Here is a 17886-nt window from a genome sequence, read left to right as displayed (position 1 = left end):
CTTCGGGTGGACGCCGGCTTCGGGTGGACGCCGGCTTCACATTCCGGCGTCCGTCCCCGTCCGGGCGCAGGCGATGCAGAGGTCCGTGTGCGGTACCGCCAGCAGACGGTCGCGGCCGATCTCGCCACCGCAGGCCGTGCACCGGCCGAAGCCGGGCGCCCCCACCCGGGACAGGGTGGTGAGGATCCGGTCCAGCAGCATCCGGGCGCGCTCGGTGTCCGTGCGCAGGCTTTCGAGGGCGGTCGTCTTCGCGCTCGCGTCGCCCGCGTCCAGGTCGCTGTCCGCGGACAGGGCGGACATCTGCGCCTCGGCCGCCGCGAGTTCCACGCGCAGCGCGTCCGCTTCGGCGGTCAGCCGCTCGGCGATGTCACGCAGGTCGTCGGTCGACAGTTCCGTCGTCGGCATGGGTACGTCACCTCGGGTTCGGTCCTCGGGGCGGTCACGGCTTGAGCAGGGTCTTGATCATGCCGTCTTCCTTGGCCTGGAACATCGCGTACGCCTTGGGGCCGTCCTCGAGCGGCATCGCGTGCGTCTTGAAGCCGTCCACGCCGAGGGGGTCCTCGTCCGTGAGCAGGGGCAGGATGTCCTCCACCCAGTTCCAGACGTTCGCCTGGCCCATGCGCACCTGGACCTGCTTGTCGAACATGGTCAGCAGGGGCATGGGACTCGCGGCGCCGCCGTACACCCCGGAGATCGACAGGGTGCCGCCGCGGCGTACCAGGTCGATGGCCGTGTGCAGGGCCCCCAGCCGGTCCACTCCGGCGTGCTCCATCAGCGGTTGCGCCACCGCGTCGGGCAGATGACCGGTCAGCCACTGCGCGGCCTTGGCGAACGGCGCGCCGTGCGCCTCCATGCCGACGGCGTCGATCACGGAGTCCGGTCCCCGCCCGTCGGTCAGCTCCCGCACGGCCTCGGTCAGGGCCTTGCCGCTGTGCCGGCGGAGGTCGAAGCAGGTGACTCCGTGCGCCGCGGCGCGCTCCAGCCGCTCGTCCACCAGGTCCACGCCGATGACCAGAGCGGCGCCCCGGTGCCGGGCGATCCGGGTGCACATGTCGCCGATGGGTCCGAGGCCCAGGACGGCCACGCTGCCGCCCTCCGGCACCGCCGCGTACTCCACCGCCTGCCAGGCGGTCGGCAGCACGTCGGACAGGTACACGAACCGGTCGTCCGGCGGCCCCTCGGGCACCTTGATGGGCAGCCTGTCGCCGAACGGCACCCGCATCAGCTCCGCCTGCCCGCCCGGCACCTGTCCGTACAGCTTGGTGTACCCGAACAGGGCGGCGCCGGTGCCGCGCTCGCGGACCTGGGTCGTCTCGCACTGCGAGTGCAGGCCCTGGTCGCACATGAAACAGTCACGGCATGAGACGTTGAACGGGATGACCACCCGGTCGCCCGGCTTGAGTGTGCGAACCTGCGGCCCGACCTCCTCGACGATGCCCATGGGTTCGTGGCCCAGGACGTCGCCCGGGTCGATGTAGGGACCGAAGAGTTCGTACAGGTGGAGGTCGGAACCGCAGATCCCGCTGGACGTGACCCTGACGATGATGTCGTCGGGCTTCTCGATCCGGGGGTCGGGGACGCTCTCCACGCGGACGTCGCGTCGGCCCTGCCAGGTCAGTGCTCGCATGTTGTGCTCCTCCGGTCCTACCGCATGCCGGGACCGCACCGGTCTTCCGAGTACCGGGCTCCCGGTCCGAGTCCCCGGGGCGCCCGGTTCGACACACCGACGTGGGGGCCGGCGGTGGTCACACGCGGGCGGCGAACCGCTCCCAGACGCGGTGCTTCGTCAGCAGCCCGGTGATCTGCTGCAGCGCGCCGGAACCGGTCGGGGCGGTCACCACTCCGGGAGCGTCCGTCGGCACACCGGCCGCCTGGAGCACGGCCTCGGCGCCGGCCCAGCCGCCGATCGCCTTGCCGTGCCGGAAGGCCTCCGCCAGCATCAGCAGCACCCGGGGATCGACGCTGTTGTCGGCTCCGGGCTCCCCGGCCTTCGCGTCGCGCGCGCCGTACGCGTCGGGGGCGGGTGCCGGAGCGCCGGCCACCAGCACGGCGTCGTACTCGACCGACCGGGCGGTGGCGAAGCTGCGCTGGACGGTGATGGGCTCGCCGTCCGGGTCGAGCTTCCCGCCGGTGGGAGCGATGACCAGCGGCACCATGCCCGCGGTGAACACCGCGTCCCGCACCGTGCGCAGACCGTCGAGGTCGGTGCTGCCGTCGGTGACGACACCGATGACGCGCCCGTCCAGCGGCCAGGTCTCGCCCACCTGTGACAGGGCGGGACTGGGGTCGACCGCGACGATCGGCACGGTGGCCTCGGGCGCGGGCAGGCCGAGGCCGGCGGCGACCTGTTCGCACAGCTCGGGGTCGATGTTGGCGAGTACCCGCAGCCCTCGTTCCTTGACGGCCTGTTCGTAGCACTTGCCGAGTTCGAAGGTGTAGGCGGCGACCAGGTGCTCCCGTTCCACGGGGCTCAGGCTCAGCCAGAACATCCTCGGCTGGGTGAAGTGGTCCGCGAAGGACGCGGGCGCCGTGCGGGACTTCGTCGCCTCGGGGATGCGCACCGGAGCCTCGACGTACGCGTGGTCGCCCGCGCCCGCCGAAGCGCCGGTGCCGGCCACGAACGGGCAGCCGCCGTCCAGGGAGTTGGGCCGGTAGGGGGCCACCCCGGTGTGCACGGCGGTCTGGTGCATGCCGTCGCGCAGCATGTCGTTCACCGGGGCGTGCGGGCGGTTCACCGGGATCTGCGCGAAGTTGGGTCCGCCCAGGCGGGTGATCTGGGTGTCCAGGTAGGAGAAGAGGCGGCCGGCCAGCAGCGGGTCGTCGGTGATGTCGATGCCGGGCACGAGATGGCCGGGGTGGAAGGCGACCTGCTCGGTCTCGGCGAAGAAGTTCGACGGGTTGGCGTTCAGCGTGAGCAGACCGACCGGCTGCACCGGTGCCAGTTCCTCGGGGACGATGTTGGTCGGGTCCAGCAGGTCAATGCCCTCGAAGGTTTGTTCGGGAGTGTCCGGGAAGGTCTGGATGCCCAGCTCCCACTGCGGATACGCGCCCGCCTCGATCGCGTCGGCCAGGTCGCGCCGGTGGAAGTCCGGGTCCGTACCGCTGATGAGCTGGGCCTCCTCCCACACCAGGGAGTGCACGCCGAGCTTCGGCTTCCAGTGGAACTTCACCAGTGTGGTGGCGCCCTCGGCGCCGACCAGCCGGAAGGTGTGGACTCCGAAGCCCTCCATCATCCGGAACGAGCGCGGAATGCCCCGGTCGGACATGTTCCACATCGTGTGGAACGTGGCCTCGGTGTGCAGGGTGACGAAGTCCCAGAACGTGTCGTGCGCGCTCTGCGCCTGCGGGATCTCCCGGTCGGGGTGCGGCTTCGCGGCGTGGACGACGTCCGGGAACTTGATCGCGTCCTGGATGAAGAACACCGGGATGTTGTTGCCGACCAGGTCGAAGACGCCTTCGCCGGTGTAGAACTTGGTCGCGAAGCCCCGGGTGTCACGCACGGTGTCGGCCGACCCCCGGGAACCGAGCACCGTGGAGAACCGTACGAACACCGGTGTCTCGACGTCCCGCTGGAGAAAGGCCGCGCTGGTGACGTTCGCGGCGGTGCCGTAGCTCTGGAACACCCCGTGGGCCGCGGCGCCGCGGGCGTGGACGACCCGCTCGGGGATGCGCTCGTGGTCGAAGTGGGTGATCTTCTCGCGCAGATGGTGATCCTGGAGCAGGACGGGCCCGCGCTCACCGGCCTTCAGGGAGTGGTCCGTGTCGTGGAGGCGGTTGCCCTGCGCGGTGGTGAGGTAGGGCCCGCCCTGGGCCCGCGCCGTCGGGTCCGCCTCCGTGGGGCGGCCGGTCGGGCCGACCGCGGCCGGGGTCGTCTGGTCGGGCTTGGGCGGCAGCGGCGGCCTGGGCTCGGTCGGCTCCGCCACCTCGGGCGGCTCCGCGCCGGGCCTGCCGGGGACGCCGCCGTCCGCATGCCCGTCGCCCCGCAGCGCGTCGACCACCTTGTCCTTCATGCCTTTGACCGGGTTCTCGCTCATGTGGTTGCCGCCTTCCGGGCGTGTCGTCCACGCGGCGAAACGGGGCCGCGGAGGGGGACGCCCTCCTGTGCCCATGGAGGAAGCGCCGCGCGCTCGCGTTCGCTTGCCCCGCCTGGGTACCCACGCCCGCTTCGGTGAAGCGTGTACGCGGCAGCCAAATGGCCCGGTTGTTCTTCGGCCCTCAGTCCTCGCCCCGGACGATGTTTCCCTCGGGGTCGCGGCGCGGCCAGGGCCTCTTCCCGTCGTCGACAGCCGGCACACAGGTGCGCAAGCGGTTGTCGCGCAGGCGGCGGGCCTGCGCCCAACCGGTCTCGGGCGGGCGGACGACGGGCTTCTCACTTGGCTGTGCGGTCACGACAGTTCATCTTCCTTCTGCATCCTCGAGCGCCGGGCCTCATCTCACCGGGGCCTCACGGCGCTTGCTGACCGAGTCCCCAGGGACGGCGTGGGGAAACAGGCCGCGGTGACGTGTGCCACCTTTCTGCGGCACGCCCCGTGCGCCGCGGCCGAAACGACCGGGTGAGGCGTCGGGTTCGCCGGGTACCCGGCGGCCGAGCGCGGTGACCGGCACCGCAGCAATGCGCGAAGGGAGACATGATGGCCCAGCACGTACGCGACATCATGACCGCCGCACCCGTGACGGTCGAGCCGCAGACCCCGGTTGCGACCGTGGCCCAGGTGATGCGCGACCAGAACATCGGCGCGGTCCTCGTGACGGAGGGCGACCGGCTGCGTGGGCTGGTCAGCGACCGCGACCTCGTGGTGCGCACGGTCGCGGAGGGAGCGGACCCGCGGGAGACCACGGTGGATCGCGCGTGCAGCGGCGACCTGGTCACCGTGAGCCCCGAGGACGAACTGGACCGCGCGGTACGGCTGATGCGCGAGCACTCCGTGCGCCGTGTCCCGGTCGTCGAGAACGGGGAGCCCGTGGGCATCGTGTCCCTCGGCGACCTGGCCATCGAGCGGGACCCTGAGTCGGCGCTCGGTGACATCAGCGTCGCGAAGTCCAACCAGTAGAACGGGCGTCAACCGGCCGGTTCGGAGCGTGTGGCGCCGCCCCGGTCCAGCGGGGCGGTGCGCCGCCAGGGCCGCAGGGACTCCAACCGGCCCGCCACCGCCAGCAGTTCGCGCTCCGAGCCCGGCCGTCCCACCAGCTGTACCGCGCAGGGCGCGCCGTTCGGGAGGGTGCCGAACGGAACCGACATCGCCGGCCAGCCCGTGAGGTTCCACGGCGGGGTCATGGGGGAGTAGGCGGTGTTCGTCAGCACGTTGCGCAGCCAGCCGCGCTCGTGCCAGGAATCGGCGACCGGGCCGCGACGGGCGAGCGCCGGAGTGAGCAGCACGTCGTGCGCGGCGAAGAACGGTTCGAGGAGCCGGCGCAGTTGCTCGCGGCGGTCACCGGACCGCACGCTCCCGGTGAAGCGCCGCCCCACCGCCGCGTGCACCCGGGTGCGCCGGGCCAGCCGCCGCGGATCGAGGCCCTCCGCGTCCACCGCCGTACCCGCCGTCCAGTGTGCCAGCGACGTCGTGCCCAGCCACCAGGGGTACGGCGGCTCGTCCGGACGCACGTCGTGACCCGCCCTCGACAGCAGTGCGGCCGCCGCGCGGGCCGCGTCCGCGTACGGGCGGCTCACCGTGACGCCGAGCAGAGGGCTGCGCAGGGAGAGCGCGACCCTGCGCGGCTCGGTTCCCGGCCCCTGATCCTCCCCTGTCCCCGCCAGGACGTCGAACATCAGCCGTGCGTCCTCCACCGTCGTGGCCAGCGGCCCGTTCTCGGACATGCCGAACCAGTCGCCGTTGCCGATGCCCGCGGGGATCACGCCGTGACCGGGCTTGATGGTGACGAGGCCGCAGTTCGCGGCCGGGATGCGCAGCGATCCCATCCCGTCGTTGCCGAGCGCGACCGGCACCATCCCGGCGGCCACCGCCGCCGCGCTGCCGCCGGAGGAGCCGCCCGCGGTGCGCGTCGGGTCCCACGGGTTCCGGGCGGTCCCGTGCACCCCTTCCGTGGTGCCGAAGACGCACAGCTCCGGCACGTTGGTCAGACCGACCACCACCGCGCCAGCCGCGCGCAGCCGGGCCACCGTGACATGGTCCCGCTCGGCGGGCGTGTCGGCGGTCGCGGCCGAGCCGTTGCGCGTCGACTCGCCGCGCACCGCCAGATTGTCCTTGACCGCCACGGGAACGCCGGCCAGCGGCAGACCGGCCAGATCCGCGCGCGCCGCGACCTCGTCCGCCTCAGTGAGCGCCGCCTCCGTGCGAACCCGGCGGAAGGCGCCGACGCGGCCGTCCAGCTCCTCGATCCGCGCGAGGTGCTCCGCCACCACCTCCCGCGGGGTGACCCGCTTGTCCCTGACGGCGGCGGCGATCTCGGCGGCGGTCCGGCCGACCCAGCTGGTCACGGGCGCTCCCTGTCGGTGCTCGGCGTGGTTGGCGCATGAGCGTACTGGCGAGTACGAGCAGCACTGTGCCGTGCGGGCGCCGCCACGTCGAGAGCCCGAGGGAGACCTGTCACCAGGGTCACCCTCGGACGACAGGCTCTGGAAGGCTCATGAGATCTTGGTGAGGGGCCATCCGGCCCCGGCCGGATGGCCCCTCACCAAGATCTCATGAGCCTTCTAGCCGTCGTTCCGCCGCACCTCCAGCAGCAACGCCTGGTCCGGGTTGAGGTTGGGCATGGGCAGTCCGGCCACCGTGAGCACCGCACCGGGCAGCGTCAGCCAGTCGTCGAGCGCGGCGGCGAGCCACGCCGGCCCCGAGGTCTGGTGGAAGGAAGGCAGCCCCAGCTCGGTACGGACCCGTACCCGGTAGGTGGCCTCGGCGGCGAGTCCGGGCAGCTGCACCCGCCCGGACTGCCCCTCGGGCGAGGTGGCCACCCGGGCCCAGCAGTACAGCGCGGCCGCACCGTCGTGCGCCACGACCCCGTGCAGCAGGGTCGCGTCGCCGGCGAGGTCGGCGCGGACCGTGCGGCCGCCGTGCAGCAGGGGGCGCAGTTCGCGGTAGAGCGCGGCCCAGGCGGTGAGCCGGGCGAGTTCCTCCGGGGTGCACCGGGTGATGTCCTGCTCGATGCCGGCATGCCCGAACAGGGCCGTGGTCAGCCGGAAGGCGTCGGAGCTGACCCGGGCGGTGGTGTGGCTGGTACCGGAGCCGACGTGGGCGCCGACCAGCTCGGGCGGCAGCAGTTGCGCCGTCCACCGCTGGATCGTCTGACGCTCCACCGGATCGTTGCAGTCCGAGGCCCACACCCGGTCGGTGCGGGCCAGGATGCCGAGGTCGATCCGGCCGCCGCCGCTGGCGCAGCTCTCGATCTCCAGCCCGGGGTGGCGCTCCTTGAGGGCGTCGATCAGCCGGTACAGCGCGAGGACCTGGGCGTGCGCGACCGGGCGGTCGGCGCCGCCGTGCACGGCCTCGTGGAGCTCCCGGTTGTGGTCCCACTTCAGATAGGCGATGCCGTACTTCCCCACCAGGGCGTCCAGCGCGCCCAGCAGGTAGTCCCAGACCTGCGGGTTGGCCAGGTCCAGGACGTGCTGGTGCCGGGAGGAGGGTCCGACACCGCGCGCCGGGCCGAGGACCCAGTCGGGGTGTTCCCTGGCCAGGTCGGAATCCAGGTTGACCATCTCGGGCTCGACCCACAGCCCGAACTCCATGCCGAGCGAGCGCACATGGTCCACCAGCGGGGTCAGCCCCTCGGGCCACACCACCGGGTCCACGGTCCAGTCCCCGAGCCCGGCGTTGTCCGAGCGGCGCCCGCGGAACCAGCCGTCGTCGAGCACGAAACGCTCGACACCGACCTCGGCGGCCTTGTCGGCGAGCCGCAGCAGCCGGTCCAGATCGTGGTCGAAGTACACCGCCTCCCAGCTGTTGAGGATCAGCGGGCGGGGGGTGCGCGGGTGGGCGGGCCGGGCCCGCAATAGGGTGTGGAAACGGTCCGCGAGCCCGTCGAGGCCCTGATCGGACCAGGTGAAGTGGCACACCGGCGTGGTGTACGACTCACCGGGGGCGAGCCGGATCTCCCCGGGCCGCAGCAGCTCTCCCCCGCCGAGCACCGCGGCATGGGTGCCCGCGCCCTCCGGCAGCTGCTCGACCAGATACCGTTGGTCGCCGCTCCAGGCGAGGTGCACGCCCCACACCTCGCCGTGGCGGAAACCGAACCCCGGCACGCCGACCGTCACCAGGTACGGCGAGTCCAGGCCGGGTTTGCCGCGCCGCACCTCCCGGGCGTACGTGCCGAAGCCCAGCGGGCGGCGCTGCGGGGAGCGCTCCCTGCTCCACTTCCCGGTGAAGTCCAGGATCTCCGCGGCCCGGCGGGGCAGCGGCAGCATGGTCGTGACCTGCGCGAGGTCGTACGGTTCCGGGGCGGCGTCCGGCCGGCGGCCGATCCGCGTCTGCACCCCCAGGACGCCGGAAGGCTCCAGGCGGTAGGCCACGGTGACGTCGAGTCCGGCTCCGGGGTCGGTGAGGTCCAGGGACAACTCCCCGCCCTCGGCCTGCGGGCGGTACGACGTGCCGGCCAGGCTGAGCCGCGGCGCGGCGGCCGTACCGCCCAGGTGGCCCTGGTGGGCCGGGGTGCCGGACCAGCCGTCCGCCTCGGTGGGCCAGACGGTGAACCGGCGCGGGATGTCGATGGAGTTGTTCAGTACGGCGGGTTCACCGGTCAGGGCGAGCGCCGCCAGGCCGGCCTCCGTCAGCTCGCCCAAGTCGGCTCCCCAGTGCAGGACTCTGGGCACCGGCTCGGCGAGCTCGACGACGAGTGAGGTGCCGGCCGCGCGCAGGGCCAGGATCCGCGCGGTGATGTCGGGCATGCAGAGTCCTTTCATGGCTCCGGCCCGCCGGACGGACCCTGGTCGTGGGCCGCGTCCGGCGCCCGGACAACCGGTTGCCTTCGGTGGTTCAGCTCTTCGCGAGCAGCGTCTTGCTCTTGTCCCGCATGTCCGTGAACACGGAGTCGTCCTTCTGACCGGCGAAGTACGCCTCGAACAACGGCTCCAGCGCGTCCTGCAGGGCGGCGCCGTTGCCGTAGACCGGGGAGGGGTAGAGGACCTTGTTCTTCAGCATGTCGGTGAAGACGGACAGGTCCACACCCTTGGCGGCCAGCGCCTTGGCCGAGGAGTCCATGGCCGCCGGGATCGACGGGAAGAATGTACCCGTCTGCGAGGCCTTGGACTGACACGACTCGGAGCCCATGTAGGAAACCCACTGCCAGGCCAGGTCCGGGTTCTTGGTGCCGGCCCAGACGTTGTTGCCGTTGGAGTTGCTCAGCACGGCGCGGGTCTTGCCGTCGGGGCCGTAGGGGGTGGGTGCGATGCCGACCTTCAGGTTCGGGATCTTCACGAAGGTCGACGCTTCCCACGAGCCGGCGCTCTCCATGGCGACCTTGCCGGAGGCCAGCAGGTCCACATCGCTGACACTGTTGGCGAAGTCACCGATCTTCGGTGCGTAGCCCTTGTTCGTCAACGAGCGGATCCAGTCCATGGTCTTCACGAACCGCGGGTCGGTGTAGTTGAACACCGTCGGCCAGGTGGGCTTGTCGCCCAGGCGCCAGCCCGTGGTGTCGACCAGCGGGCTCCAGGTGGTCTGGCCGATGAAGTCCTTGGCGGCGACCTGTCCGTAGCCGTAGGTCTTGACGTGCGTCTTGTCGAAGCCCGGCTGGTCGCCGCGGCGTCCCTCGGTGTCGATCGTCATGTGGGCGATCATCTTGCCCAGCGTGCCGCCGTCGTCGGGGTTCCAGGTCAGCGAGTCGACGTCCTTCTTGCCGTACCCGGCCTTGGCCAGCGCGTCCGCGCTGTAGTAAATGCCGGTCGCCGCCCAGTCCAGCGGCAGCGCGTACTGCTTGCCGTCGGTGAACTTCCAGGCGTCCACGCCGACCGAGAAGCGGGACAGGTCGAACTTGTCCTTGGCGATGAAGTCGTCCAACGGCATCAGCTGATGCTGGGAGGCGTACGCCTGGAAGAACTGGACGCTGTTCTGGAAGGCGTCGGGCGCGCTGCCGGCCACGAACCCGGCGGTCAGCTTGGTGAAGTAGTCCGCCACGTTGTACTGGCTGATCTTCACCGTGACACCGGGATGGGCCTTCTCGAAGTCCGTGGCGCACACCTGGTACGCGGCGGCCTGCTTGTCGTCCCAGGTCCACCAGTTCACGGTCCTGGAACCGCCGCCGGCGGACGAGCCGGAGGAGCAGGCCGAGACCACTGCGGCGAGGGTGACCGTGGCGCCCAGCGCGACGGCCTTGCGCAGTCGCAGCACTTTTCTCATCGTTCCTTCTTTCCTTCAGGACGCAGGGGCGGGGGACGGCACCCCTGGCGGACGGGACGACGTCTTCAGGAGCGCGCCGAACGCGCTCAGTGCGGTGGCCAGGTCCTCGGGACCGCCGGCGTCATGGCCGTTGAACTCCCACAGCCGCAGCTGCTTGGGCCCGGCATAGGCGTGGTACGCGGCGATCGCAGTGACCGGCGGGCACACCTCGTCGCGCAGCCCGGCGGAGAACCAGGCCGGGGCCGTGGCCCGGCGGGCGAAGGCGAGCCCGTCGAAGTAGCTGAGCGTCCGGAAGGTCTGCTCCACCAGATCCCGGCGCGCGGCCAGATAGCCGACGATCTCGGCATAGGGCTCCGCGTCGGTGAGCCGGGTGGCCTGCCGGATGTCGCACAGGAAGGGCGCCTGGAAGTGCGCGGCCGCGAGGCCGGGTACGAGCCCGGCGACCGCGAGTGCGATTCCGCCGCCCTGGCTGGGGCCGACGACGGCGACCTTGGCCGGGTCCACCAGATCGGCGCGGCCTCGCAGCGCCTCCACGGCGCGGACGGCATCGGTGAAGACGCGCCGGTAGACGTACGTGGTCCGGTCCTCGACGCCGCGGGTGAGGAAGCCGGGATACGCGGGGCCGCTGCCGACCGGGTCGGGTGTGCCGCCGCCGCCCGCCCAGGCGCCGCCCTGACCACGGGCGTCCACCAGCAGATGGGCGTATCCGGCCGACGCCCACAGCAGGTCGTCGACGGGGGCGCCGCGCCCGCTGCCGTAGCCGTGGAACTGCACGACGGCCGGCAGCGGACCGGTCCGCCGCCGGGGCATGCGGAGCCAGCCGCGGACCGGATGCCCGTCGAAGCCGGGGAAGACGGCGTCGAAGACGTCCACGGTCTCCAGGCCGGTCGCCACCGGGGTCAGGTCCAGCGCGGCCTCCCGCCGGGCACGGGCCTCGGCGAGGGTGTCCTTCCAGAAGACGTCGAAGTCGGCGGGCTCCCGGTAGGCGCTGCGGTAGGAGAACAGCTCGGGCAGATCCTGTTCGGTCAGCACGGCACCGGCTCCCCTCGCGGGCACAGGTCCGCGTCGAGGGTGACCTGCGTCCTGGCCGGGACGCGCACGATGACGCCACGGTCCCGGTGGCGCACCCGGACCGGCTCGGCGTCGTCGCCGGCGAGGCGACGCACCGTGACCGAGGTGAGCGCGCCGCCGCTCCAGGTGAAGTCGGCCGCGAGGCCGCCGCGGCAGCGCAGGTCCCTGGCCTCGCCGTCCGGCCACTCGGCGGGCAGGGCGGGCAGCAGGTGGAGGGTGCCGGTGTGGCTCTGCAGCACCATCTCGGTGAGGGCGGCCATGAAGCCGTAGTTGCCGTCGATCTGGAAGGGCGGATGGGTGGAGAAGAGGTTGGGCAGCAGTCCGCCCCAACGGGATCCGTCGACCGGGGCGTCGGCGCCGGGGTCGCCGTCGAGCGGGCGGCTCGCCTGAAGCAGAAGGCCGCGTGCGGTGGCGGCGTCGCGCAGCCGGGCCCGCAGGGCGATCTTCCACGCCCAGGACCAGCCCATGGCGCCCGGGCCACGGCGGTTCAGGGACCTCAGCGCGGCCTCGGCCGGTCCGGGGGTGGTGTCGGGATCGATGAGACCGAGCGGGTACACGGCGGACAGATGGGAGAGGTGACGGTGGTGCGGGTCGGCCTCGGGCAGGTCCTCGGCCCACTCCTGGAGACGGCCGTCGGCCAAGATCCCCGGCGGGCGCAGCCTGGGCAGCGCGGCGCGGATCTCGCCCGCCAACGGGGTGTCCAGGCCGAGGATGCCGGCCGCTTCCAGGACGCGCTCGAAGGTGGCCCGGGTCAGCGCCATGTCCATCGCCGAGGAGCGGGTCAGTGACCTTGGGGTGCCGTCGGCATCCAGGAAGAGGTTCTCGGGGGAGGTCGAGGGGAGGGTGTCGAGGTGTCCGGTGCCGTCGTCGACCAGCCAGTCGAGCAGGAACTCGGCGCAGCCGCTCAGCAGCGGCCAGGCCCGCTCCCGCAGGAAGTCCAGGTCACGGGTGAACTCGTAGTGGTCCCACAGGTGCTGGGACAGCCAGGCGCCGCCCATCATCCAGATCGCCCACGAGGGGTTGCCGTGACCCATGCCGACCGGCAGCGCCCAGCCCCAGGGGTCGCTGTTGTGGTGCGCCACCCAGCCTCGGGCGCCGTACAGCTGCCGTGCCACCTCGCTGCCCTGGGCGGCGAGCCGGTCGAGCAGGTCGAACAGCGGCTCGTGGCAGGCGGCGAGGCCGGCGGCTTCCGCGCCCCAGTAGTTCATCTGGGTGTTGATGTTGAGGGTGTAGTTGGACGACCAGGCGGGGCGCAGGTCGGCGTTCCAGATGCCCTGGAGGTTGGCCGGGGGACCGGCGTGCGGGCGGGAGGCGGTGGCCAGCAGATACCGGCCGAGCTGGAACAGCACCGTGGCGGTGAGGCGTTCGTCGTCCCCGCTGAGGATGTCGCGCGCCACGTCGTGGGTGCCGCCGCGCCGGTCGCCGATGCGCAGGGCGGTGCCGCCGAGGAGGCCGCGCAGATCGGCTTCGTGGGCCTTGAGCAGGTCCTCGGCGCCCTGGACGGCGGCGCCCGCGGCCGTACGGGCCGCGGTCTGAAGGTGGGTGGCGCGGTCCGCGAAGGGCTGTGCGTGCCAGTGGCGGGCGGCGTTGGTGGAACTGGCGAGGGCGACCAGGACGTGCGAGGCGCCCGCGACGAGCAGGCTGCCGTCCGCCACGGTCACCTCGCCGTCGGTGCTCAGGGCGAGGGCGAGCGCGCCGAAAGGGTCGTAGCCGTCGACGGGTCCGCCGGCGTACCGCAGGGGTTCGGCGACATCGGGTTCGTGGGCGGGTGCGCCGTCCACCGGTATCTCCACGCCCAGGGTGAGCCCGCGGACGGTGGCCGACCGGTGCACCTCCCGCAGCGGGGTGGACAGTTCGACGCGCAGGTCCACGGTGCCGCCCGCCGCGTACACCGTCGCGCAGAGGGTGCCCGTCACGGCGTCGGCCCAGACCCGGCGGTGCACCGCCGTGCCGTCGAGGTCGAAGCGTTCCCCGGCCACCGCGGTGTCGAGGTTGAGGGTCCGGCCCCGGTAGGCGGCTCGCTCGCCACCGGACACGGTCAGCCACAGGTCGGCGTAGGGCAGGTACTCCTGGCTGTACGGCCCCTCGAAGGCCATCAGCAGCGCCTCGGCCCGGTCCTGGTCACCGGAGCGGAGCGCGGCGCGGACCTCCTCGAGCCGCCGCGGTCCGGCGCCGGCCGCGCGGACCGCGGCGAGGGCGGCGGCCGGGCCGCCGGGGGTTCCGGACCACACGGTGGAGTCGTTGAGCTGGATCCGGGCCCGGTGGGAGCCGCCGAAGACCATCGCGCCGAGCCGGCCGTTGCCGACAGGCGCGGCCTCGGTCCACTCGGCCGCGGGCGCGGGCCATCGCAGCACCAGGTCGGAGGAGTGCATGGCTGTGCCGTCCAATCGAGGTGGGGAGCCGGTCACTTCAGGCCGGAGAAGCCGATGGAGTTGACGACGCGCTTGCCGAAGGCGACGAAGAGCAGCAGCATCGGCAGCGCCGCGATGAGCGCGGCGGCCATCAGACCCGCCCAGTCCGGCGCGGCCTGCGGCGAGGACTGCTTGAAGACCCCCAGCGCGAGGGTCAGCGGCTGCACGCTCTGCCCGTTGGTGATCAGCAGCGGCCAGAAGTAGTCGTTCCAGGCGTTGACGAACATCAGCAGCGACACGGTGGCGAGCGGTGCGGACGACATCGGCAGGATGATCCGCAAGAAGATCCGCAGCGGTCCGGCGCCGTCGATGATGGCGGCCTCCTCGACCTCGCTGCTCAGCCCCAGCATGAACTGCCGCAGGAAGAACAGCGTGAACGCCTGGAAGAGGCCGCCGGGCAGGATCAGCCCGGCGAAGGTGTTGGTGAGCCCGAGGTCCTTCACGAGGACGAAGTTGGGCAGCAGCGTGAACACGCCGGGCACCATCAGGGCGCTGATCAGGACGTTGAACACCAGGTTGCGGCCACGCCAGTGCAGCCGGGAGAAGGCGTAGGCGGCGCACGCGGAGAACAGCACGATCAGCGCCGTCTGCACGGACGCGTAGATCAGCGAGTTGCGCAGGTACAGCGCGATGTCGAGGGAGGCGCCGGAGCCCCCCTGGGCCTGCGCCTCGGCGGTGGAGGCGATGCCGAGGGCCCGCTCGAACGCGCCCCAGGTGAAGCCGACCGGCAGCGGCGAGGAGGGGTTGGTGGCCAGCTCGTAGTTGTTCGACAGGGCGGTGCGCAGGATCCAGTAGAACGGGAAGAGGGTGGCCACGACGATGACGCCGAGGTAGATCCAGGCCGCGATCCTGCCGGGTGAGAACCTGCGGGTGCCCTGGCGGGGCCGGCGCGGGACGGCCGTCCGGCCGGGTGCGAGGGTGACAGCCATGTCGGCCTCCTTCAGTTCAGGTCGGACTCGCCCGCGCGGGCGAGCCGCAGCTGGGTGAAGGTGACCGTGATGAGCAGGGCGAACAGGGCCAGCGACAGGGTGGCGGCGTAACCGAAGTCGAACTGCCGGAAGGCCTTGTCGTAGATGTACATCTGCAGCACGTTCGAGGCGTTGGCCGGGCCGCCCCTGGTGGTGACCTGGACGATGTCGAACACCTGGAAGGAGTTGATCACGGTCAGGACGACCACCATGACGAGGATCGGCCGCAGCAGGGGAACCGTCAGCCGGCGGAACATCTGCACTTCGCTCGCGCCGTCGACCCGGCCCGCCTCGTAGATCGTCGACGGGATGGTCTGCAGGCCGGCGAAGATCAGCAGGGCGTAGTAGCCCATCCACTTCCAGACGCTGATCGCGGCGAGTGAGGGGATCGCCCATCCTCCGCTGCCGAAGAAGAGGATCGAGTGGCCGGTCAGGTGCCTGAGCACGATGTTGACGACGCCGAGTTGCGGGTCGAGCATCCACTGCCAGACCAGGGCGGCGATGACGTTGGAGATCAGGAAGGGCAGCAGGATCACGCCGCGCAGGACGGACGACCGGGCCATCCGGTGCAGCACCACCGCCGTCACCAGGGAGATCAGGGTGCCGAAGCACACGGACAGGACGACGAAGTAGACGGTGACGAGCAGGGAGTGCCAGAAGACGTCGTCACCGGACATCTCCCGCAAGTTGGCCAGTCCCACCCAGTGCGGCGGGGTGAGGACGTGGAAGTCGGTGAAACTGAGGTAGATGCCGCGCAGGGTCGGATAGGCGAAGAAGACCGCGAAGCCGGCCACGGCGGGGAGGATCAGCAGCAGGGCGGCCGGCAGGTCCCGGCGGCGGGCCGCCGCCGACCTGGTCGGGGTGTGGCGGCCCGGCTTGCGGACCGTGCGGGGCCTGCCCGGTCGGGCGGCCGTGGTGGTCACCGCGGCGGACGGCGGTGGGACCGGCGTCGTGGGGTTGCCCTGTGATGTGACCACCACGGCACTCTCCTTACGTGTTCAGGCGGGTGGATCTCCGACGGACGGCAGACGGGGGATCAGAGGGTGATCCGGTCCACGTCGGACACGTAGTCCGAGGGGTTGCCGAAACTGATCGTGTTCGTGCCCGCCTTCAGCTGCACCGGCACGGTGATCGACTGCGGACGGCCCCAGTTGTTGTCGTTGGTGCCGGGCAGCGGCACCTGGAAGGACGTCCCGCCGGCGGTGACGACGACCGTGCGGCCGGAGGAGCCGTCGGTGTAGTCGAGCCTCATCAGGTACGTGCCGTCCTTGGGCGCGGTCACGTCGGTGATGGCGACCGATCCGCTGTAGCCGAGGTTGCCGACCTTCTTGCCGCCGGAGCACTCGGAACAGCCCCCGATGCTCGCGTTGCCGCTGAGGGTGTTGCCCGGTGCCTCGGCCTCGTACGAGACCGGCCCGCCGACCGCCGGCGTGGTGACGGCCACGGCCTTGCTCGGCGGGGAGACGCGGCCCATGGCGTCGTGGGCGACCACGGTGAAGGAGTAGCCGGTGGCGGCGCTCAGACCGCTCACGGTGGCGGAGTTTCCGGTGACGGTGGCGGCCTTCGTCCCGTTCGCGTAGACGTCGTAACCCGTCGTTGTGGTACCGGAGTTCACCGCGTCCCAGGCGAGCGAGACGCTGGTCGCGGTGGAGGCGGTGCCGTGCACGGCGAGAGGGACGCCGGGGTGGGTGCCGGTGCTGCTCGGGGTCAGGTGCAGCAGGCGCGAACCGTGCGGCGGCAGGTTGTCGGTGAAGGAACCGCCGACCGAGCCCAGGTTCTTGTGGCTCCACAGGTCGCGGACCGCCGCCTTGCCGCTGATGCCCAGGTCGCTCCAGTTCGCGGTCACGTCCGCATAGCCGCTGCCGAGGTTGAACAGCGCCACGGTGTAACTGCCGTCCGGGTTGCGGGCGTACCAGACCTGCTGGGGCGTGTCCTGGCTGACCGGCTTGGCCGGGTGGCCCGCCTGGTCGACCGCGATGACCTCGTCGTTGGTGAGCAGCTTCAGACCGTAGGAGTCGAGCTTGGTGAGGTCGTCACCGATGTACAGCGGCGCGGACTCGATGGCCCACAGCGTCATGTAGCTCTGCCGCTCGACGTCGTTGATGCCGTCCATGGCACCGACGCCCACGTCGAGGGAGTCGAGGTTGTTCCAGTGGCCGGGACCGGCGTCGGGTATCCACTGCACGACGTCGTTCCAGCGCTGCTTGACCGAGTTGTTCCAGGTCACCAGCGTGTCGCAGTAGCACTCGACGTCCGTGTCGACCCGCCACCCGTTGGAGTTGGCCTTCCAGACGTCGGCCTGGTTGTGGCTGAGCGACCAGGACAGGATGAACTGGATGGGGCGGCCGGTGTTCTGCAGCGCGGTGTGCCACGCCTGGATGTCGGGGACGTTGTTGTGCGCGTCGTCGCCCTGGAAGGAACCGGGGCCGACTCCGTCGATCTTGAGGAAGTCCACGCCCCAGCCCGCCAGTTCGTCGGCGATGGACTGGATGTACTTGGTGGTGCAGGGGCTGGCGAAGTTCAGCTGGTAGGAGACGTTGTCCCAGCCGCTGGTCTTGCGCAGGTCCGGGTAGACGATGTCCTTGGTGGTGCAGCCCGGCGCGTTGAAGATCGGGGTCCTGCCGTCGTTGTAGTAGTCCATGTAGAGGCCGACCGCCAGGTAGAGGCCGAACTTCAGCCCCTTGCGGTGCAGGTAGTCCCCGACGTACTTCATGCCGTGCGGGAACTTCTTCAGGTCGGCGGTCGGGCGGGCGTAGTCGTCCGCGACGTTCTTGCCGTTGTCGACGTTCCAGCCGGCGTCCACGTTGACGTACTCGTAGCCGTGGGACTTCAGCTTCGAGGCCAGGACGTCGGCCTGCTGCAGCACATGGGCCTCGGTGAGCCACTTCTCCCCGCCGTAGCCGGGGAAGTTGGTGGATTCGAGGCTCCACGTGCTGTACCCCATGTACGGCTTGGCGGCCACGGCCGAGGCGGCCGTCGCTTCGGAGGCCTGGGTGCCGGAAGCAGCTGACGGGGTGGTGGCCCACGCGGTGGGCGCGGCGAGGGCCACCGCCAGCGCGGTGGCACAGGTGAGTGTTCTGAGGCGTACGGGTCGAGCTGGACGAGCCATGGATGTACTCCATCTCGGCGCGAGCGCAAGCGGTCTTCCGC

Annotated in this window: 13 protein-coding genes; 1 reads left to right on the top strand and 12 read right to left on the bottom strand. The window is 71.4% G+C overall.

Features of this window, described 5'->3' with window-relative positions:
• Positions 1-36 precede the first annotated feature (36 nt).
• The 4 genes from ACIRC0_RS20455 to ACIRC0_RS20440 form a co-directional block, all read right to left on the bottom strand.
• Positions 37-405: a TraR/DksA family transcriptional regulator gene (locus ACIRC0_RS20455; RefSeq protein ID WP_403617547.1), complete on the bottom strand. Its 369-nt coding sequence runs from the start codon at positions 403-405 to the stop codon at positions 37-39.
• Positions 406-439: 34 nt separating this feature from the next.
• Positions 440-1627: an alcohol dehydrogenase catalytic domain-containing protein gene (locus ACIRC0_RS20450; protein ID WP_403617546.1), complete on the bottom strand. Its 1188-nt coding sequence runs from the start codon at positions 1625-1627 to the stop codon at positions 440-442.
• Positions 1628-1745: 118 nt separating this feature from the next.
• The gene (locus ACIRC0_RS20445) at positions 1746-4034 is read right to left on the bottom strand and encodes a catalase (protein WP_403617545.1); all 2289 of its coding nucleotides are present in this window, start codon (positions 4032-4034) and stop codon (positions 1746-1748) included.
• A 181-nt stretch (positions 4035-4215) separates the two neighbouring features.
• Positions 4216-4389: a hypothetical protein gene (locus ACIRC0_RS20440; RefSeq protein WP_181139301.1), complete on the bottom strand. Its 174-nt coding sequence runs from the start codon at positions 4387-4389 to the stop codon at positions 4216-4218.
• A gap of 242 nt (positions 4390-4631) precedes the next feature.
• On the opposite strand from ACIRC0_RS20440, the gene ACIRC0_RS20435 reads away from it, so the two are divergent.
• Positions 4632-5051, top strand: coding sequence for a CBS domain-containing protein (locus ACIRC0_RS20435; RefSeq protein WP_366030175.1), 420 nt, complete (start codon positions 4632-4634; stop codon positions 5049-5051).
• 8 nt (positions 5052-5059) lie between these two features.
• Here the strand turns inward: ACIRC0_RS20435 and ACIRC0_RS20430 are convergent, their stop codons facing one another.
• From ACIRC0_RS20430 to ACIRC0_RS20395, 8 genes are all read right to left on the bottom strand, one after another.
• Complete coding sequence (locus ACIRC0_RS20430; protein ID WP_403617544.1) at positions 5060-6436, bottom strand: amidase; 1377 nt, start codon at positions 6434-6436, stop codon at positions 5060-5062.
• Positions 6437-6652: 216 nt separating this feature from the next.
• A complete protein-coding gene (locus tag ACIRC0_RS20425; RefSeq protein ID WP_403617543.1) occupies positions 6653-8836 on the bottom strand; it encodes an alpha-galactosidase in 2184 nt (727 codons plus the stop codon).
• Between the two features lie 88 nt (positions 8837-8924).
• Positions 8925-10286 (bottom strand): ABC transporter substrate-binding protein, encoded by a 1362-nt coding sequence (locus ACIRC0_RS20420; protein ID WP_403617542.1) that lies wholly within the window; start codon positions 10284-10286, stop codon positions 8925-8927.
• 15 nt (positions 10287-10301) lie between these two features.
• Entirely contained in the window at positions 10302-11318 is a 1017-nt protein-coding gene (locus ACIRC0_RS20415) for an acetylxylan esterase (protein WP_403617541.1), read from the bottom strand.
• Positions 11312-13729, bottom strand: coding sequence for a glycosyl hydrolase family 95 catalytic domain-containing protein (locus ACIRC0_RS20410; protein WP_403617540.1), 2418 nt, complete (start codon positions 13727-13729; stop codon positions 11312-11314). Before ACIRC0_RS20410 ends, ACIRC0_RS20415 begins: the two co-directional genes overlap by 7 nt.
• Positions 13730-13761: 32 nt before the next feature.
• A complete protein-coding gene (locus tag ACIRC0_RS20405; protein WP_403617539.1) occupies positions 13762-14697 on the bottom strand; it encodes a carbohydrate ABC transporter permease in 936 nt (311 codons plus the stop codon).
• Positions 14698-14708: 11 nt separating this feature from the next.
• Positions 14709-15716 (bottom strand): carbohydrate ABC transporter permease, encoded by a 1008-nt coding sequence (locus ACIRC0_RS20400; protein WP_403617538.1) that lies wholly within the window; start codon positions 15714-15716, stop codon positions 14709-14711.
• A gap of 56 nt (positions 15717-15772) precedes the next feature.
• Positions 15773-17845 carry a fibronectin type III domain-containing protein gene (locus tag ACIRC0_RS20395; RefSeq protein ID WP_403617537.1) on the bottom strand — a complete coding sequence of 691 codons (2073 nt, stop codon included), beginning with the start codon at positions 17843-17845 and terminating at the stop codon, positions 15773-15775.
• Positions 17846-17886 lie beyond the last annotated feature (41 nt).

The sequence above is a fragment of the Streptomyces sp. NPDC093984 genome, assembly GCF_044764595.1.
In the GTDB taxonomy this organism is placed as follows: Bacteria; Actinomycetota; Actinomycetes; order Streptomycetales; family Streptomycetaceae; genus Streptomyces; species Streptomyces cynarae.
This window is presented reverse-complemented; position numbering and strand designations above follow the sequence as displayed.